8 protein-coding genes, 1 tRNA gene and 1 pseudogene are annotated in these 19,956 nt (G+C 51.6%); 7 read left to right on the forward strand and 3 right to left on the reverse strand.

Features of this window, described 5'->3' with window-relative positions; translation table 11 throughout:
• Nucleotides 1-106 precede the first annotated feature (106 nt).
• The 3 genes and pseudogenes from SPB21_RS02235 to SPB21_RS02245 all read right to left on the reverse strand — a co-directional run bounded on the left by SPB21_RS02235 (nucleotide 107) and on the right by SPB21_RS02245 (nucleotide 9,336).
• Nucleotides 107-2,980 carry a CHAT domain-containing protein gene (locus tag SPB21_RS02235; protein WP_499865276.1) on the reverse strand — a complete coding sequence of 958 codons (2,874 nt, stop codon included), beginning with the start codon at nucleotides 2,978-2,980 and terminating at the stop codon, nucleotides 107-109.
• A 139-nt stretch (nucleotides 2,981-3,119) separates the two neighbouring features.
• Nucleotides 3,120-5,675, reverse strand: a pseudogene (locus SPB21_RS02240) (CHAT domain-containing protein).
• 100 nt (nucleotides 5,676-5,775) lie between these two features.
• Nucleotides 5,776-9,336, reverse strand: coding sequence for a CHAT domain-containing tetratricopeptide repeat protein (locus SPB21_RS02245; RefSeq protein ID WP_499865277.1), 3,561 nt, complete (start codon nucleotides 9,334-9,336; stop codon nucleotides 5,776-5,778).
• Nucleotides 9,337-9,597: 261 nt separating this feature from the next.
• Between SPB21_RS02245 and SPB21_RS02250 the strand changes: the two genes are divergently transcribed.
• The 7 genes from SPB21_RS02250 (at nucleotide 9,598) to SPB21_RS02280 (ending at nucleotide 19,807) form a co-directional block, all read left to right on the forward strand.
• Nucleotides 9,598-10,965 carry a hypothetical protein gene (locus tag SPB21_RS02250; RefSeq protein ID WP_499865279.1) on the forward strand — a complete coding sequence of 456 codons (1,368 nt, stop codon included), beginning with the start codon at nucleotides 9,598-9,600 and terminating at the stop codon, nucleotides 10,963-10,965.
• Nucleotides 10,962-12,074, forward strand: a complete 1,113-nt coding sequence (locus SPB21_RS02255; protein ID WP_499865280.1) for a DUF1822 family protein — start codon at nucleotides 10,962-10,964, stop codon at nucleotides 12,072-12,074. The genes SPB21_RS02250 and SPB21_RS02255 overlap by 4 nt, the downstream gene beginning before the upstream one ends.
• Nucleotides 12,075-12,077: 3 nt before the next feature.
• On the forward strand, nucleotides 12,078-14,519 hold the full coding sequence (locus tag SPB21_RS02260; protein WP_499865282.1) for a CHASE2 domain-containing protein: 2,442 nt from the start codon (nucleotides 12,078-12,080) through the stop codon (nucleotides 14,517-14,519).
• A 191-nt stretch (nucleotides 14,520-14,710) separates the two neighbouring features.
• The gene (locus tag SPB21_RS02265) at nucleotides 14,711-15,454 is read left to right on the forward strand and encodes a hypothetical protein (RefSeq protein WP_499865284.1); all 744 of its coding nucleotides are present in this window, start codon (nucleotides 14,711-14,713) and stop codon (nucleotides 15,452-15,454) included.
• A 158-nt stretch (nucleotides 15,455-15,612) separates the two neighbouring features.
• Entirely contained in the window at nucleotides 15,613-18,483 is a 2,871-nt protein-coding gene (locus SPB21_RS02270) for a CHAT domain-containing protein (protein WP_499865286.1), read from the forward strand.
• 114 nt (nucleotides 18,484-18,597) lie between these two features.
• The gene (locus SPB21_RS02275) at nucleotides 18,598-19,167 is read left to right on the forward strand and encodes a hypothetical protein (RefSeq protein ID WP_499865287.1); all 570 of its coding nucleotides are present in this window, start codon (nucleotides 18,598-18,600) and stop codon (nucleotides 19,165-19,167) included.
• Nucleotides 19,168-19,686: 519 nt separating this feature from the next.
• Nucleotides 19,687-19,807 (forward strand) — tRNA-Ser (locus SPB21_RS02280).
• The last annotated feature ends 149 nt before the right edge of the window (nucleotides 19,808-19,956 follow it).

The following is a 19,956-nucleotide window of genomic DNA, read 5'->3' on the forward strand; positions in this document are numbered from 1 at the left end:
AGCAAACACAGGATATGGCGATAACGGTGAAGTTGTCTCTGGAATACGTGCTTCAAGCCGTTCAATCAAAACTATCTGTGTTGTTATGAGCCTATGCAGTTTCAAGTCATTCGGCTTCGCCGACAAGGGTAAATGCGGCCCAATGCTGGGGATTGTCGTCGCCTCGTTCAATCATTTGAAGCATGGCTTGTCGGAGGGCCTGGGCTTTGTCCTGATCTTCTTCGAGAAATTGACGATAGAACTCATCCATTAGGCTAACGGTATGATGGTCAGAGGCATTCCATAGGGATACCAACATGGTAGGAACACCTGCGGTGAGCAGGGTACGAGAGAGACCGTCAACGCCGTCGCTGGTGACACGACCTTGTCCGGTCTGACAGGCGCTGAGGACGACGAGTTCGGCGTTGAGGGGGTTGGTTCGGGTGAGGTCTCGGAGTTCATCGGCGGTGAGACTACCATCGTCTTGGTCAGAGGCGGCCAGGGCGAGTAGGCCTGGAAGAAAGCTGTATTGCACACCGGGTAGACCGACTTTTTCGTTGACGGAGACTAGATTGCCGTGGGTGGCCAGGTGAATAAAGCGAGCGGAATGTAACTGGTCTTTAACCTGTGTTTCGGTGGCCTGGTCGTGGAGGAGAACGGTGGGAGAGTTGCCCAGATGCTGGCTGAGGTAGGTGCCAACGTTGCGAGCTTCTCGTTCTGCGCCGGGTAATGGCTGCCAGCCATAGGCGGTTGTCAAGGTGTCGGGAAAGTGAGGGTTGCCGACGATGAGGGCGTCTGTCGTATTTACCGATTGGATACGGTTGCGGTGTTGGCGAGCGAGTTCGAGGGATTGGATGGAGGGGGCGGTGAGAATGGTGTGGTGTTGAATTAGATACTGGCCTTCGCTATCTCTCAAGGCGGTAAAGGGGACCCGGAAGAGTTCTTGGTGGGGAATGAAGATTACTCGTTTTTGGTCATCTGTTGGGAGCCACTGGGTAATGGGCTCAATCAGTATCTCGTGGAGTTGTTGAAGCTGGGTATCGAGCTGCTGACGAGAGAGGTGAGGTGACGAGTCTGATGGCCCACCGCGAGTCAGGGCTGCTTGGGCGTCTTGAATGAGGTTATTCAGCGGTGTTTTAGGTAACTCACCCCCGCGACTGTTGTGGCCAAGCGTAGCAAACTGTCCTGTGATATCCACTAGTGAATCGTCTGCAGCGGCATCGCTCTCAGTCGAGTGAATGGTGCCATCGGGTTGAATAAGCCAGATAAGGATGCGGCCAGAAGGTAGAACTGAATATTCCACCAGGGTGGCCTGTTGTTGGACCGCAATAGATTGAAGGCTCTCTAGGTTGAGGGGTGTAGATGGCTCAAATGCCTCGGTCTCTGGGTTGAGCGAGCGTGTCATGCTGACGGCTAAGGCTTGAGCACGTCCGCGTTCAGCGACAGCTAAGGCCGCCTCAGGTCGACCTAACTCCATCAGGGTCACTTGCCAACCATGATAGGTACTTTGTTGGGAATCGAGTAGTGAGAGGCGGTTGGCATCCAATAGTTCGATAGAGTGAAAAGATTCTTGTATCTGCGCAGAGGTTTGAAAGTATTGTTCGGCAGTGGTTAAGTCGTCTAGATTCCTAAAGATAATCCCCAAATTATGGAGTGAATTGCTCTCGCCACGGCGGTTCCCAATCTTTCGAGCAATGTCAAGCCGCTGTTGGTGAAAATCAATGGCACGCTCATACTCACCTAATGCATAATACGCATTCCCTAATCCACTTAACGAGTTGCTTTTACCCTGGTGATATTCGATCTCTCTAGCAATGTCGAAGGACTGCTGATGGAAATCGATAGCACGCTCATACTCACCTAAGGCGTAATACGCATCCCCGAGAGTTGTCAACGAATTCGCTTCTCCGCCACGGTTGCCGATCTCTTGTAAGATGTCGAGCTGTTGCTGGAGGAAGTCGATGGCGTGGCTGGACTCACCTAAACTAAGATAAGCTAGGCCCAAGTTACCCAAAGAGGAGGCTTCGCTACGGCGATATCCAATCTCTTTAGCGATTTCGAGAGACTGCTGGAAAAGTTCAATGGCACGGCTATACTCGCCCAAAGCATTGTACACCAATCCCAGATTGCCCAGCGAGAAAGCTTCGCAATCTCGCTCGCCGATGTTTTTGGCAATATCGAGGGACTGCTGGAGGAAACTGATGGCGCGCTCATACTTGCCTAAGGCATAATATACGGTCCCCAGATTGCCTAACGAGTTTGCTTCGCCGCGGCGGTTGCCGATTTCTTGTTCGATTTTGAGGGATCTCTGGAGGAAATCGATGGCGCGCTCATACTCACCTGAGGAAGCATACACGCTCCCTAGATTGCCCAACGAGGTCGATTCGCCTTGGCGGCTATCTTGGGAGAAGTTGGTGCGCACATCATCTGTACGAAATAACGTTAGGGACTCTTCCCACAGCGCCAAAGCATCTTGAAACTCACTGCGATTAAAGTGCACATCACCTGCTTGTAACCGATCTTTAGCCTCCAGCAGCGTTACCTCAGCTGCACTCAACAACGGATTTGGCTGGTCGGTTGGTGTGGGCTGAACCGTTAAGCGATAGGGTCCTTGGGTATTGGCCTGTCGTGCATTGGCAATGATTCGATAGCGACCTGCAACGGGCAGTTCAATCACCAGGGCCGCGTTGGGGTCCTTAGAACTAATATTGTCGTTCGTGGCAATGCGATCGCCCTGCTCATTTTCAAGAATGAGATAGGCGTCAAAGGCCTCACTTTCTAACAAGATGGTGACGGTTTGGTCAGCTTGACCTGTAAACTCGTAGACATCGTAAAAGCGTCCATCTCCCAGAGTTTCATCACCGGTTTGGAGTGTTTCTTCTACCTGGAGTAGAGGCTCAGATGCGATGGTTTGAGCCATAACACGAGAGGACAGTCCAGGGAAAAGGGCTGGTAACGTTAGTGCCAATAGCAGCGTAGCGAATCGAGGGTACAGTGGCATCTCTTAGGGACTCCTTGAGGGATAACGTTGACAAACTGCGCAAGAACCTGGCTGTAGTGGTGAAACTGTCTCTGGTATGAGTGAATCAATTCTTTCAATCAACTCTATCTGCAAGATCGCGAACCGATGCCATTTCAAGTCATTTGGCTTCTCCGACCAGGGTAAAGGCGGCCCAATGCTGGGGATTGTCGTCGCCTTGTTCAATCATTTGGAGCATGGCTTGGCGGAGTGCTTGGGCTTTGTCTTGGTCTTCTTCTAGAAATTGACGATAGAACTCATCCATCAGGCTGACGGTGTGATGGTCAGAGGCATTCCATAGGGATACCAACAGGGTGGGGACACCTGCGGTTAGGAGGGTGCGAGAGAGGCCGTCAACGCCGTCGCTGGTGACGCGGCCTTGGCCGGTCTGACAGGCACTGAGGACGACAAGTTCGGCATTGAGGGGGTTGGTGCGGGTGATTTCTCGGAGTTCATCGGCAGTGAGACTGCCATCGTCTTGGTCAGAGGCTGCTAGGGCGAGTAGGCCTGGAAGAAAGCTGTATTGCACACCGGGTAGTCCAACTTTTTCATTGACGGAGACTAGGTTGCCGTGGGTGGCTAGGTGAATAAAGCGAGCGGAGTGTAACTGTTGCTTAACCTGTGTTTCGGTGGCTTGGTCGTGGAGGAGAACGGTGGGAGATTTGCCCAGATGGTTGCTGAGGTGGGTGCTTACTTTGCGTGCTTCTCGTTCTGATCCAGGTAACGACTGCCAGCCATAGGCGGTTGTTAAGGTGTCGGAAAAGTGTGGGTTGCCGACGATGAGGGCGTCTGTTGCATTAGCTGTTTAGATGCGATCGCTATGCTGGCGGGCGAGTTCGAGGGATTGGATGGATGGAGCGATAAGAATGGTGTGGTTTTGAATTAGATAGTTGCCATTACGATCTCGTAAGGCGGAAAAGGGGATGCGGAAGAGTTCTCGGTGGGGAATGAAGATTACTCGTTGTTGGTCGTCTTCGGGAAGCCACTGGACAATGGGCTCAATTAGTACTTCGTGGAGTTGTTGAAGCTGGGTATCGAGCTGTTGACGAGAAAGTGGAGAGACCGAGTCTGATGAACCTCCACGAGTCAGAGATGTTTGGGTGTCTTGAATGAGGTTGCTGAGAGGTGTTGCAGGTAACTCTCCCCCACGGCTACCGTTTTGGCCAAGCATGGCAAATTGGTCAGTAGTATCCACCAAAGAATTGTCTAATGCAGCAGCCTTGCTCTCGGTTGAGTGAATTGTGCCATCGGACTGGATCACCCAGATAAGGATGCGGCCAGAGGGTAGAACCGAATATTCCACCAGGGTGGTATTTTGTTGGACCGCAATGGATTGGATATGTTCGAGGTCAGGTGAGGTGGTTGGTTCAAACTCATCGGTCTCTGGAGCTAGTGACCGTGTCATGCTGACGGCTAAGGCTTGAGCACGTCCTCGTTCAGCCATCGTTAAGGCCGCTTTGGGCTGACCAAGTTCCATCAGGGTCAATTGCCAGAAACTATAGGTGCTCTGTTGGGAATCGAGCAGTGAGAGGCGATTGGCATCCGCTAGCTGCTCGTGGAGTAATTCTTTCACCTGAGCCGAGGCTTGAAAGTGCTGTTCAGCGGCGGTTAAATCGTCCAGTTTTCTAAAGGCTACCCCCAGGTTATGGAGTGAGATACTTTCGCCTTCGCGGTCGCCGATCGCTCGGGCGATGTCAAGGGACTGCTGGTGGAAGTCGATAGCGCGGTCATACTCACCCAAGGAACCATACACATTCCCCAGACTGCCCAAAGCGTTTGCTTCGACCTGGCGGTCGCCGATTACTCGGACGATGTCGAGGGACTGCTGGTAGAAGTCGATAGCGCGACCATATTCGCCCAAATTACGATACGCATTCCCCAGATTGCCCAACGAGTTTGCTTCGCCGCGGCGGTTGCCGAGCGATCGTTTGATGTCGAGGGACTGGTAGTGGAAGTCGATGGCACGGTCATACTCACCTAAGTTATGATGCGCAATCCCCAGATTACCCAACGAGTTTGCTTCGCCGTGGCGACTGTCTTGGGAGAAGGCGGTGCGCACCGCGTCTGCACGAGATAATGCCAGGGACTCTTCCCATAGCGACAGGGCGGCTCTAAAATCACCGCGATTAAAGTGTGCAATACCTGCTTGAAACTGCTCGTTGGCCTCCAACAGCGTTACCTCGGCGGCACTCAACAACGGATTGGGCTGGTCGGCGGGGGTGGGTTGAATGTTTAAGCGATAGGTGCCTTGGGTATTGGCCTGATAGGCATTGGCAATGACGCGGTAGCGTCCTGCAGTGGGCAGTTCAACAACCAAAGCTGCGTTGGTATTCGTGGAACTGATATTGTTGTTCGTCGCAATGCGATTCCCCTGAGCATCTTCAAGGATGAGATAGGCGTCAAAGGCCTCACTCTCTAGTAGGAGAGTAACGATTTGGTTGGCTTGCCCTGAAAACTCATGACTATCGTAGAAACTACCATCGCCTAGTGTGTCATCATCGGCTTGGAGTGTTCCTGTTACATCGAGTAGGGGAGCCGATGCGGTGGGTTGGGTCATGGCGCGGGCGGTCAGTCCAGGCACAAGAGCAGATACTGTCAGGGCTATCAGAAGCGTGGCGAAACGCGGAGGGAATGGCATGGCTAGGGAACTCCGTAGTGAGATAACGTCAGCAAACATAGGATGAACCTGGCGATAATGGTGAGGCGGTTTCTGAAGGACGTGCTATGAGCCGTTAATCAAATCTATCCGCGTAGTTGCCAGCCTATGTAATTTCAGGTCACTCTGCTTCACCTACCAGGGTGAATGCGGCCCAATGTTGGGGATTGTCGTCGCCTTTTTCAATCATTTGCAGCATGGCCTGTCGGAGTGCTTGGGCTTTGTCTTGTTCTTCTATGAGAAATTGGCGATAGAACTCATCCATCAGGCTAACGGTGTGATGGTCAGAGGCATTCCATAGGGATACCAACAGGGTGGGAACGCCTGCGGTGAGCAGGGTGCGAGAGAGGCCGTCAACGCCGTCGCTGGTGACGCGGCCTTGGCCGGTCTGACAGGCACTGAGGACGACGAGTTCGGCATTGAGGGGGTTGGTGCGGGTGAGATCCCGGAGTTCATCGGCGGTGAGACTGCCGTCGTCTTGGTCAGAGGCAGCCAGAGCGAGTAGGCCTGGAAGAAAGCTGTATTGCACACCGGGTAGACCGACTTTTTCATTGACGGAGACTAGGTTGCCGTGGGTGGCCAGGTGAATAAAGCGAGCGGAGTGCAACCGATCTTTAACCTGTGTTTCGGTGGCCTGGTCGTTAATGAGAATGGTGGGAGATTTGCCTAAATGCTGGCTTAGGTGATCGCCTACTTTGCGTGCTTCTCGTTCTGCACCTGGTAACGGTTGCCAGCCATAGGCGGTGGTCAAGGTATTGGGAAAGTTGGGGTTGCCGATGATGAGGGCGTCTGTTGTATTTATGGATTGGATGCGGGTACGATGCTGGCGAGCGAGTTCGAGGGATTGGATGGAGGGGGCGGTGAGAATGGTGTGTTTTTGGATCAGGTAGTTGCCTTCGCTATCTTGCAAGGCGGCAAAGGGGACGCGGAAGAGTTCTCGGTGCGGAATGAATATCACTCGTTGTTGGTCGTCGTTTGGTAACCATTGAGTAATGGGCTCAATCAAAATCTCGTGGAGTTGTTGAAGTTGGGTATCGAGCTGTTGACGAGAGAGTTGAGTTGACGAGTCTGACGGACCGCCACGAGTCAGGGATGTCTGGGTATCTTGAACGAGAGTGCTCAGGGGTGTTTCAGGTAACTTATCCCCGCGACTACCGTTTTCGCCAAGAGTGGCAAATTGGCCTGTGGCATCAATCAGGAAATCCTCTAAGGCGGCGACATCGCTGTATGTTGATTGAATCGTGCCATCGGGTTGGATAACCCAGATGAGGATGCGACCAGAGAGTAGAACGGAATATTCCACCAGGGTGGCCTGTTGTTCGACTGCAATGGATTGGATTTGCTCTAGGTTAAGTGGAATGGATGACTCAAAGATCTCGGTCTCTCGATCTAGTAAACGTGTCATGCTGGCCACCAAGGCTTGAGCGCGTCCACGTTCAGCCACTTCTAATGCCAATTTAGGCTGACCTTGTTCAATCAGGACCAGTTGCCAGGCATGATATGTGATCTGTTGCGAGTCGAGCAGAGAGAGGCGATTGAAATCCTCAAGCCCAGTAGAGTGGAGCGATTCTTTAACAAGAGCGGAGGCTTGTAAGTATCGCTCGGCATCGGCTAGCTCATCTAGATTCAGAAAAGCAACCCCTAAATTATCCAATGAGTATGCTTCGCCTTGGCGGTCTCCAATCGCTTGGGCGATCTCGAGTGCCTGCTGATAGAAGTCGATAGCGCGGCCATATTCGCCCAAGTCATTGTATATATTCCCTAAATTGCCTAATGAAGCCGATTCACCTTGGCGGTAGCCAATCCCTTGGGTGATTTCGAGGGACTGTTGATGAAAGTCGATGGCTTGCGCATACTCACCCAAGGCATCATACGCAAGCCCCAGATTACCTAATGAGACCGATTCGCCTCGGGGGTCACCGATCTCTCGATTGATGCCTAGCGCCTGCTGTTGGAAATCGATAGCTTGCGTATACTTGCGTAAGGAGAAATAAGCCAACCCCAGACTGCTTAAGGAATTGGCTTCGCCTTCGCGGTTTCCGATCGCGCGGTTGATGTCGAGTGCCTGTTGTTGGAAGTCAATGGCTGACGCATACTCGCCCAAGGCTTGATACGCCAGCCCCAAACTGCCCAAATAGGCCGATTCGCCTTGACGGTCCCCTATCTCTCGGGCAATGTCAAGTGCCTGTTGATGATATTCAATGGCGCGGCCATATTCTCCTAAAAAGTCATATGCATTCCCTAGGCCGCTCAAGGAGGCCGCTTCGCCAGGTCGGTCGCCAATCTCTCGTTTGATATCGAGAGATTGTTGGTGATACTCGATGGCGCGTCCATACTCGCCCAAGAAATAATATGCATTTCCCAGACTGTTTAAGGAGACCGCTTCGCCGTAGCGATCACCAATCGCTACGGCGATGTCAAGAGACTGCTGGTGAAAGTCAATAGCGCGTCCATACTCTCCCAAGAAATTATATGCATTCCCCAGATTACCCAACGTGTTCGCTTCGCCTTGACGATCACCGATTGCCCGATCGATGTCGAGGGACTGCTGATGAAAGTCGATGGCGCGTCCATATTCGCTCAAGGCACCATAAACATTCCCCAGATTGCCTAAGGCATTCGCTTCGCCGTAACGGTCGCCAATTGCTCGGGCCATATCAAGGGACTGCTGGTAAAAATCGATGGCACGCCCATACTCACTTAACGAGAAATACACATTCCCTAGATTGACTAATGAGTTGGTTTCGCCACGACGGTCACCGATCGACCGTTTGATGTCGAGGGACTGCTGATGAAAGTTGATGGCGCGCTCATATTGACCCAAGGAATCATACGCTAGCCCCAAGGTGCCCAATGAATACGCTTCGCCACGACGGTCTCCAATCTCTTTGGCGATGTCGAGGGACTGCTGATGAAAGTCGATGGCGCGCCCATATTCACCCAAGGAATAATATGCATTTCCTAAACCACGCAACGAGGACACTTCACCTTGGTAACTATCCTGGGTAAGCTTAGCGCGTACATCCTCTGTACGAAACAGTATTAAAGCTCTCTCCCATTGAGTTAAGGCGCTTTGATACTCGCTGCGACTAAATTGTTCGTTACCTTCTTCAATTCGCTGGTTGGCCTCAAGTAGTGTTACCTCGGCTGAACTTAACAAAGGATTGGGCTGACCAGCTGGAGTGGGAAGCACCGTCAAGCGATAAGCTCCTTGAACGTCTGCTTGATAGGCATAGGTGATGACTCTGTAGCGTCCTGGTTTGGGCAGCGTCGTTACTAGTGCTGCATTGGTAGTCGTGGAATTGATATCGTCATTCGTCGCAATGCGGTTTCCCTGATCGTCTACAAGAGTTATATAAGCGTCAAAGGCCTCACTCTCTAATAGAAGGGTAACGGTTTGGTTGACTTGTCCCGTAAACTCATGACTATCATAGAAACTGCCATTGCTTAGGATGGCGTCATCGGCATGAAGAGTACCCTCCACCTGCAGCAAGGGCTGCGGAATAGCGGATTGAGCCATAACGCGAGCAGTCAATCCAGACCCAAGGGCCGTTCCAGTCATTGCTAGTAGCAACGTGGCAAATTGCAAAGCAGAGGGCATATCTGTAGAACTCCGTAGGGGAACAACGGCGATAAATAAAAGATAAGCCTGGCGATAAGGCCGAGGCCATCTCTGAAACACATGTTTCCAGCCGTTTAACCCAATCTATCCGCGAGATCGCCACCCTATGCAGTTTTAAAGCCTTAACTTAATGGGAAAAAAAGCCGCCCCGCGATACGCGTACTACTCGCAATTAATTAGACTAGCCAAAACCTTTCAGACAGACTGATTCAGAGATTATTCTTGAAAAAATGCATAGGGTCCGCCAAGCGCGGATATAACTGGGTGATTGCTGCGGACGATAGCATGGTTCGCAGGTTATGACGCTTGAGAGTAGCAACGATGGAAGATTGCGCCCCCTATTGGCAACAAGTAACCCTAACCAGCGGTGGAAACATTGAGCGGCTGGTTCAGCCTGAGGCCCAAGCCTTCATCCAGCGTCTAGACGCTGAGCAAACTCCAGATACTACATCTGAGCGTGCTTTACAGCAGTACTTGCTGACAACCTACCGAAGCACCTCCCCAGAGCAAGCCCTGGCAGAAACCTGTTTGCGTAACTTTATTACCCACGCCCTCCATCAGCGCTGCGTCACCCTGCATCATCGATTTGGCAAAGGCCCGGCCAACCCTAATGCCCCCATCACCCAAACACCCTTTACCGCCATCGAACTATTCTGCTGCATCTTCGAATCACCTCTCACCTCACCCAGCCAGGCCGCGGATCGAGAACTCTACGACCCACTCACCGCAAAAATCCTAGACACCTTCAATCCTGAAAAAGGCGGCCTCGCCAGCTGGTGTACCACCTGTTTTCAAAGCAGCCGTGCCATCAAACGATGCTTACGAGACCACGGGATTGTACTAGAAACCGACTGGCAACTCCTGTGCCGTATTCGTGAAGGCAAATGCCGACGCATCCTCATTGCTGAAAATTGCACACCTGCTGAAATTGAACGCCACATCCAGCTTCTAAACGCCTTTCATCAGGTCTATCAAGCACAAATCCTCGAACAGCGTCAGATCAATCCCAGTCGCCGTCCCTACCCTGCCCCAACAGAACAGCAGCTTACTGAGATTAGTACCTGCCTATCATTACCAGCACCCGTCGATCCCCCTGCTATTCTGAACCGACTAAAAAAACTAGCCCAGTATGTCCGCCAGGACCGCTGCCGGGGACCTTCACCACCGCCACACAAGGACTCGGAAAAACCTGCCGACTCAGGCATTGAAACTCTGTTAGAAAGCTACTGCCAACCCTGCCTGACCCATGCGGTTGACCACACCATTGACCAGCGCCTCACATACCTGAAGCAAAAACGTCAGGGTGCGACAAAAGCTGAGCAATTCTTACATGCACTTATGCTGTTCTACTGCCACAGCCAACCGATGAAAGAAATTGCAGCGACCGTTGGCCTGCGGGACCAACCCAGCGTCAGTCGGCTGCTAAAGCGAGACATCCTGCAGGCGGATATCCGTCGCCAGGTGCTGGCCTGTTTACTCCAGCGCGTTAACAAGCTGGCCACCGCCACCCGTTCTACAGACAGCCTGCAAGCCCTTGACCAACAGATTTCAGCCTTTCTCGATCCCTATGTTGAGCGAATTATTGCCGCCGACCGGCGAGAAGGTTACACCAGTAAGCATCGACAGATGACCAGTGCCTATGCCACTCAACTCTGTCAATGTGCCACCGCCCGGAGGAAATCATCATGACAACACCCACTTGGTTAGATGACTGGGTGGCCGTGGAGCACACCGCCGATGTCATCCCCCTTGACCCAGACAGTCTTGATCTGTCCCCTGTGCCTGCCCAAGACCGTTGGGCTTATGGCCTACAGCAATTGGCAGTGCAGGGCTTTGAGCGCTGGTTACAGGAACGAGAGCCAAGCTTGTCCTTTACTGCGCTTAAAAGCACAACCGCATCTACTGCCCTAGGGCAGGTTGGCCCATTCAAAGTCTGCCTGATTCCCGTCAGTCTGGCGGATGATGAAGTGGCTATCCCCCAGGTGGCCGTAGAGCAACCGGACAGCATGGCTCATTTCTATGTAGCGATCTCAATCGATGAAGAAGCCGAGGTAGCCAGTCTAGAAGGCTTTCTGACCTATGACCAACTCACAGCCGTCTGTGATGACATTACCGCCGATGCCGACCAAACTTACCCCCTCCCAGCAGCGGGGCTCAATGGCGATGGCAATGCACTGCTGTTGTTTTTACAGTGTCTTTCGCCGGGTGCGATCGCACTACCTGTACCAACCACGCCGGACCCATTCTCCCTGGTAGAAGCCATCCGCCAACCCCTGGCCAATGCGGGTACCTGGCTACAGCGACAGGCAAATTCACTGCTGCCAAACGATGGCTGGCAGCCTGTTACCGTCATGGCTCTGCGGTTTGACACCGCATCAGTTCGCGACCAGTTAACCGCGGCTTTACGGGACCATTCCTTACTCACACTGCCAGCAGAAGCTGGTGAGGTCTACCAAGTCATTGTTCTAGCAGGTCATACATTCCGTTTGTTTGCAGCTGCCTGGCTTGAGCCCGATGGGTCTGAGGACTGGATGCTGCTGACGATTCTGTGTCCTGAACCTGATCAGCTGTTCCCCCCAGGCGTATCCCTGATTATCGACGAAATCACCCCTGAGCGTCCCCGTGTCGAACTGGCTCGCGAAACCCTCGCAGTTGAGAATCAGACAACCGCCTTGTTTGCCCAGGTAAAAGGCAATCGTCATGATGTTTTTGACATCACGGTTGCTGTGGCGGATGACACAGCCGCGGACACCCCCCATCGGTGGTCTGCTGCCATTCAGTTTCAGCCGGAGGAATAAGTCATGATGTCTACTTGTGTGTTCCAACTAAGTGTCCGACGCATCGACCATCGATGTACGTTTGAACTCTCCGGTGAGGATGTCCGTCAAGCCTGTGAACTTGGCTATCCATCTGGCCTCGATGAGTTGTACCAGGATTGGCAGAGTGCTTATCTGGGCTATTACCGGCAGCTGCGGGGCGAAAAGGTTGTCAGTGGTCAGGTTTCATCTGCGTCCCTGCCAGCCCCAGCTAATTATCGGAAACAGTTGGTGGAAGCCGAAGCTCAACTATTGGATGCCTTCCACCGCTGGCTTAGGTCTTCTGAACTACACGATATTCGAACAGCGATTGCTACTGCAGCCCACAAAGCTGTTGATACTAAACCCTATCGGGTTGATGTCTGTTTGCGCTGTTTTCCCCTGGACTTAGCTCGGCTACCCTGGGAGACCTGGGAAATTGGGAAAGAGTTAGGGGTACCTAGACGGGTTCGAATCGCTCGAGAACCTCAAAATATTCAAGATAGCAGTACTCATCCCATTCGTCGCCAAGCCAGGATTCTAGCCATTTTCGGTAACGATGGACAACTGAATCTGGAAAAAGATATTCAGGCTATCAACTCTCTCAGTACCGTCGCCAAGGTGGAGCTGTTTGATTGTCAAAAGTATGGCAATTCACCGGATTTAATTCAGAAAATCTGTCAAAAAATTGCCGATCCAGCAGGCTGGGACATTCTCTTTTTTGCAGGCCACAGTAATGAGTCATCTCTCACAGGTGGCGAGATTCACCTTGCCAAAAACCGTTCTCTCGCCGTCACAGACATTGCTCCCTCACTACAAACTGTAAAACAGAATGGCTTGCAGTTTGCGGTCTTTAACTCCTGCCAAGGTCTCAATCTTGCCGAATCATTGATTGACCTGGGTCTGAGTCAAGTGGCCATTATGAGGGAGCCGATTCATGACCGTGTTGCTCATCTATTCATCCAACAGTTTTTGGCCAGTCTGACTGAGTATAAAGATGTGCATGAAGCGTTGTTGGATGCCTGTGAGTGCCTCCAACAACAGGAAAATCAGCTTGACTATCCGTCGGCCCATTGGGTGCCGTCTCTCTTTCGCCATCCCAATGCAGACCTGTTTCGCATTCAGCCCTTTGGTTTGCGAAATAAGCTGAAGCGTCGTTTACCCAGCCGTGGTGAAGCCATCGGGCTGGCGGCCTGTCTGTTCACCAGCTTGCTGCCCCCGGTCCAAGACTTGCTATTGGATGGGCGGCTTTGGGTACAGGCCCTGAGTCGCCAGCTTACAGGCGATATTCCCGCCCAGGTGGAATCTCCTATCCTGCTGGTAAAAGTTGACCCGCTATCGTTGAAAGAGGCTGAGATCGAGAAACCTCGTCCCATCCCCCAAGATTATCTTGCCAGTCTGCTTGAAGCTGCCACTGAGCGCAATGCTTCTATCGTAGGTATTGACTATCTGCTAGATGATGGTGAGGGGGAGCCAACGCCGGAGCAACGCTCCCAACTGAAACAGGCCATTGAAGAGGCCACCCAAAATCAAACACAACTGGTCTTTGCCCACGACGAAAACGAGCGTTCAGTCTATACAGACCAGGGATTTGTCAGTGAAGAGCTGATTCCCTTTGACCAAACCCGCCACGGGGACATTAACTTTTATCCCACCCTACTGGATTTACCGGCCAGTGGCACCAGCTGCGGTTCCAGAAAAAATGTCTGCCCGTTTGCCTATGAACTGGCTCGTCTGTATACCAAACCACCCTCACCGCAAACATCAGCGCCTTTAGCACAGCAAGCGTCGAGTTCATTCCCCTGGGGATATACGTTTTCCGCTGCCACCACCCAACCATCGTCCCTTGCTCCTGAAAACTTGTTTGGTATCACCAGTTTTTCTGAAAATTTCTTGCAAGCCTGGTTCCATCCCATCCTGGACTTTTCCCTCCCACCCGATCGGGCGTATCGCACGATTTCGGCCTGTGAGCTGCTGAACCAATGCACAGGCGAAGGAAATACCTTCACGGATTTGACGAATACCGTTGTGATGATTGTTCCTGGTGGATATGACGAGGCGGGAATTGAAAAATCAGATGACAATCTTCCGCCGCCAGCGGCATGGTCGATATGGAAGAATGACGACCTTTTCACTGGTGGTGAAGTCCATGCCTACATGTTGCATCACTTGCTAGCTAACCATCGGGTCTATCCCATTCCTGACTTGTGGATGATTTTGTTGGTTGCGATCGCGGCAAAAGAATTGCGATTACGTGTGCCCTACAACCGCCAGCGAAAGAAATGGGCGCTTGCCCCTAGCCTAGCCTCTCTGGGGTATGGATTCCTATGCTTGCAGATCTTCCAAGTGGCCGGGGTGATTGTGCCAATTGTCTTACCGGTAACGGTGCTATGGCTATATGCCTACTTGGCTTACCGATCTGGGAGTGATGGTCGCCGTGTTGCCTAGGATCATTTTTCATTCGTTACTACAGGGGGCAGTACATGGATGAGTATTAATTAGAATTCTTACTTATTGCGAGTTTCTCTAAGAATCAGGAGCAAGCCGGTGATGATGAAGAAACGCTCAAGGTAACTGTGTATTGAATGGTTAAACGCCCTCTATTGACTACTTTTCAATCTTTAAGGAGCATACATTCCGTGAAAATCAAGCGACAAAGATCTCTGGTTGTTGTGACTGTTCTGGCTGCTGCAATGGTATCTGCGTTTCCATTGCATGCTGCCATCGAGCACCGTACTCCTAGCGTTCTACTAGAGGGCGCAACTACTCAGTTAGCCTCTACCTGGAGTGAGATTTGGGATAGGTTACGACGTCAGGAAGTGCCTGGTGGATCTCGAGGCCGTCTTAATCAATCGAAGAATGTCTGTGCTGTTGTTCCAGGAATGCTCATTGATAAAGAGACTGACGAGGCTACTTCATTACAAATCTGGGGATTAAATCCGGTATTTGTTTGGCAAGAAGAATGGTCTCACATCAAGGTACTTCATTCTCGAACCCATGAGGTTTTGTTGAGCCAGGAACTTGACTCAGAGGCACGCCATTTAGCCTATAGCGATGTAGAGGATGCGATTCCGCTAGAGCCAGGTGGTTCATATTATTGGCAGCTATCGCAGGATGGCCCTGCTGGTCCAATGACAATCTTCGGGGAAACAAGTTTCCGGACGTTGCATGAAGAAAACCGGTTAGAACTAGAGACCGCGCTGGCAGAGATTAATGCGTCTGAGGATGCGTTGAGCAAGCGGGTGAAGTTCTTTGCGGACGAAGGCCTGTGGGCTGATGTGGTTCGAGAAGTCTATACGGCTGATGAATTACCGGCTGATTTGGTAGCGCTTAAAGATGAGATCGCTGGCCATGATTTCTGCGCTCAGCCGTCAGGTGATTAGTCTATGCAACTGGCAATGTAATACAGATTGCCAGTTGCATAGGCTTGCAAGGGTACGGATATAGCTGATTGAAAGGTTTGGAACGACCATGGGCATATAAGTTTTTCGAGTCGTGGTCGTTCTTGAGTTTGTATGCCCCCCAACGGAGTTTCCTAAAGATGCCTCTTCACCCTCGTTTTGCTACCTTGCTATGGGCACTAATGTTATCAGTCCTTGGTGGTCCCCGCGCTATGGCCCAAACCACCGCACCTGCTCCATTAATAGAGGTGGAAGGAACCCTTCAAGATGGAGATGATACCTTAGAAAGTGGCAGATTTTACGATAGTTATGAGTTTTCAGGGCAAGCGAACCAAACCGTTACTATTCTGTTAGAGAGTGAGGCTTTTGATCCTTATCTTATTCTTGAAGACGATCAGGGCGATCGTATCGCGACAAACAACGATGTTAGTTCTGTTAATTCCAATGCAGCGTTGGTCATTGCACTTCCCGCCGCGGCACGCTACCGAGTCATCACGCGCGCACAAGACACTAAGGGCCAAGGAGCTTACCAATTAACGATTCACTCAACTTCAGCAGGTCAGCCTAATCCGTTGTTGAGTGCAGCTGAGGTGACGCTGTTGGAAGCCAAAGAGCGAAGCCAAGCGGGCAATGCCCATTATCAGCGCAGCGAGTTTCGAGTTGCTTTGATGCTGTGGGAAGAAGCCTTGGCCCTATTTCGTACAGAGAATGTGCGCATCACCTTTTTACAAGACAGTGCGCAAGGTGAAGCAATCTCCCTAGGCAATTTAGGAGTGGCGCATTATTACTTGAACGACTATGAACGCGCCATCGACTTCCAGAAGCAATCGCTCGATATCACCCGACGGATTGGCGACCGGCAAGGCGAAGCAACCTCCCTAGGCAATCTGGGGCTTGCACATCATACCTTGGGCGACTATGCTCAGGCCATTAACTTCTACCAAGAACATCTTACTATTGCCCTTCAGAGCGGCGACCGCCGCTCTGAAGGCAACGCCTTGGGTAATCTGGGGCTTGTGCACAGTGACTTGGGTGACTATGCACAAGCCATCAACTTCTCCCAAAAAGCACTCTACATCTTCAGACAAACAAACGACCGCGGCGGCGAAGCAGGTTCTTTGGGTAATCTGGGGAGTGCACATAGCGCCCTGGGGGAGTATGATCGCGCCATCGACTTCCACCAGCAAGCACTCAACATCTTCCGCCAAATCGGTGACCGACAGGACGAAGCAATTTCTTTAGGCAATCTGGGGAGTGCACATAGCGCCCTGGGGAAGTATGGTCGCGCCATCGACTATCACCAGCAATCGCTTGACATCAAACGCCAGATCGGCGACCGACAAGGCGAAGCAACCTCCCTAGGCAATCTGGGAAGTACCTATCACGTCTTGGACGAGTACACGCGTGCTATCAATTTCTATCAGCAACAGCTCGATATCGTTCGGCAGATTGGTCACCGCCGAGGTGAAAGTATTTCACTCCACAATCTGGGGCTGGCCTTTTGGGATTTGGAAGACCTAGCTGAAGCCGAACGCTACTTGAAGACGTCCGCTCAAATCAAAGAGTCCCTCCACTCCGCCAACTTGACTGATACCAATCGTCTCTCACTGCTTGACTCACAACAGCAGACCTATCACCTCTGGCAACTGACGCTAATGGCTCAAGGCCAACCTGAATTGGCCTTAGAAGTGGCCGAACGCGGTCGTGCTCAAGCGCTAGTCACTAGAATGTCTCGTTCGCTGAACACGGCAGCTGATGAGTTTGAGCTATCTACCCCACCTAACCTTGAGCGTATCCAAGCTATTGCTGCAGAACAAAACGCTACCCTAGTGAAGTATTCTGTCTTGCCGTTTGGTCGCCTCCTCATCTGGGTCATCCAACCTGATGGCACGATTTACTCGACCGAGAGCGATGCCGCCGCATTAGACGACTCCCTGATGGATACCACCGGCCAGTTTGCCACGCTTGGTCAAAACGGTAGCCGCGGGGGAGAGCACCCTGAAACACCGCTGAGTACCCTTGTTCAAGACACCCAAGCAGCCCTGACTCGTGGCGATTCATCGGACTCAGTCTCATCACTCTCTCGTCAACAGCTTGACACCCAGCTTCAACAACTCCATGAGGTGCTGATTGAGCCCATTGCCCAGTGGCTCCCAACAGATGACCAACAACGAGTGATCTTCATTCCTCACCGAGAACTCTTTCGCGTCCCCTTTGCTGCTTTGCGAGATAGTGAAGGCAACTATCTGATTCAACACCACATCATTCTCACGGCCCCCTCCATCCAATCCCTCGAACTCGCTCGCCAGCATCGGACCCGCATCCAATCGATGAATACGACAGCCGCACTCATCGTCGGTAACCCCTACTTTCCCGACACCTTGACAACCGCCTATGGCTGGCAGACCTTACCAGGCGCAGAACGAGAAGCACGCAACGTAGGCACCTACCTCAGCCAGTATCTGGGCACTTCTCCCACGGTTCTCCTCCACGATCAAGCCACCGAAACACAGGTTAAAGAACAATTACACTCCGCTCGCTTTATTCACCTGGCCACCCACGGCAACTTAGTCTCCGTCAATGAACGAACCGATTTACCCGGTGTTCAATACAGCTTTATTCCAGGCCTACTCGCCCTGGCCGCCTCTGACCAAGACGATGGCAGTCTCACCGCCGATGAACTCCGAGACCTTACCCGCACCAACCCACTTAATGCCGAACTCGTGGTTCTCAGCGCCTGCCAGACCGGACAAGGCCGCGTTACCAGCGACGGCGTTGACGGTCTCTCTCGCACTCTTCTCACCGCAGGCGTTCCCACCATGCTGGTGTCGCTGTGGAATGCCTCTGACCATCACACTGCCGGCCTGATGGATGAGTTCTATCGCCAATTTCTCGAAGAAGACCAGGATAAAGCCCAGGCACTTCGCCAGGCCATGCTTCAAATGATTGAACAGGGTGACGACAATCCTCAGCATTGGGCCGCATTTACCCTGGTCGGTGAAGCAGAATAAGGGTTACCACTCTGCGCTGCTGAAATTACATAGGCTTATCACCTGAAGGATAGCTCTTAGTGAAACCGGATACATCACCAGATATCCCTATCCTCATCCTAAAGAGTTTCTCCCATGAATTACCCTACCTTTCACCCATTTCTCATCGGCTGTATCGGAGCCCTTGCCCCCGAAATCATCCGTCTTTACAAACTTCGCTCTAGCCCAATTGTGCGCTGGTCTTGGGACTATCTACTTGTCTCAATTCCCTTTGTCCTACTAGGTGGCTTCATTGCCTATATCCTCGAACCCACCAGCAACTATGCCGCCTTCTACACTGGTGTCAGTACCCCATTCATCGTCACCACACTAGCCAAAGAATCCGAACGTGAAGCCCAAGCCATCCAACACCTAATCAAAGAAAACCAAGAAATCAAAGCTGAACTCAATTATTTGCAACGGAGTCAGTCCTTTTCCCAAACCGATGCATCTGTCAGCCCCTCTGAACCACGGTCCTCCAGCACAGACAGCAACAACGCATCCGGCCATTCTGCCTTAAGAGGCAGTGGCTCAACGTCTGCCGTAATCCCCTTCCCTTCCGAAAAGTACAGCATGAACGGCTACTTCTCCCAGGCACAATCAAAGCGCTTCCGTCCCCGTTTATCCAAATGGCAAATCATCCAAACCTTCCTTAAGGCCTTATAAATTGAGGTTTTTATAGATCCTTTCGAAAAGGCATATTCTACGCGCAAGTCGTTGAGGTTCTTTGCTATGGCATACAACTCATAGCAAAGAACTTTCAGTCTGTAATTCCTATGCACCCACCTACTTTTCTCACCATAGATACACTTGGATGAGCTAAGTTGTGATCGCGTTTAAATCCTGACTAAAACTACTAAGGGATTGCTGCTGTTAGGCATGCGGCTTTGCGATCTCAAATACCTCACCTATCCTTAGGTATGTAATTATCTGGAGGTTGCTGGCGTCCCTACAAATAGCACTAGCGACACCAGGGGAGCCTGGAAACCTTTCGGAAGGCCTTCATAGTTGCTCCATCAACCTCGTGTAAGTTACACAGAGTAGGTGGATCAAAATATATCTAACTCATTGATATATGGTTATTAGAGAGTGGATCAACTAGATGATCCAGAGTGGATCAACCTAAATCTTTCGTTGAGAGCGGATCAAAGCGTCACATTGAATTGGCACATTTAAGTCAAGATTAGATCAGTCTTTTTGAACGGTTCTTAAAATCTTTTCCCAGAAGCCCTTTCAAAGATCGCATATATCGACTTGAAATCGAGTGAGCCGCAAGGTTCCGAGGGTTCGAATCCCTCCCTCTCCATTATACGTTTCAGTTTAACCGCCCTGATAGCTGAAGGTGACCTTGGCATGGGCACATAAGGGCGTAGATAGTGAGTGTCAAGTCAACATGTAGATTCTCTGTAGATGTCGGTATAGGTTCTACAGTTGGATTTATACATAGTTAGTCAC

Origin of the sequence: Leptothoe sp. ISB3NOV94-8A (assembly GCF_043421595.1) — a bacterium.
GTDB lineage: Bacteria > Cyanobacteriota > Cyanobacteriia > Phormidesmidales > Phormidesmidaceae > Leptothoe > Leptothoe turfae.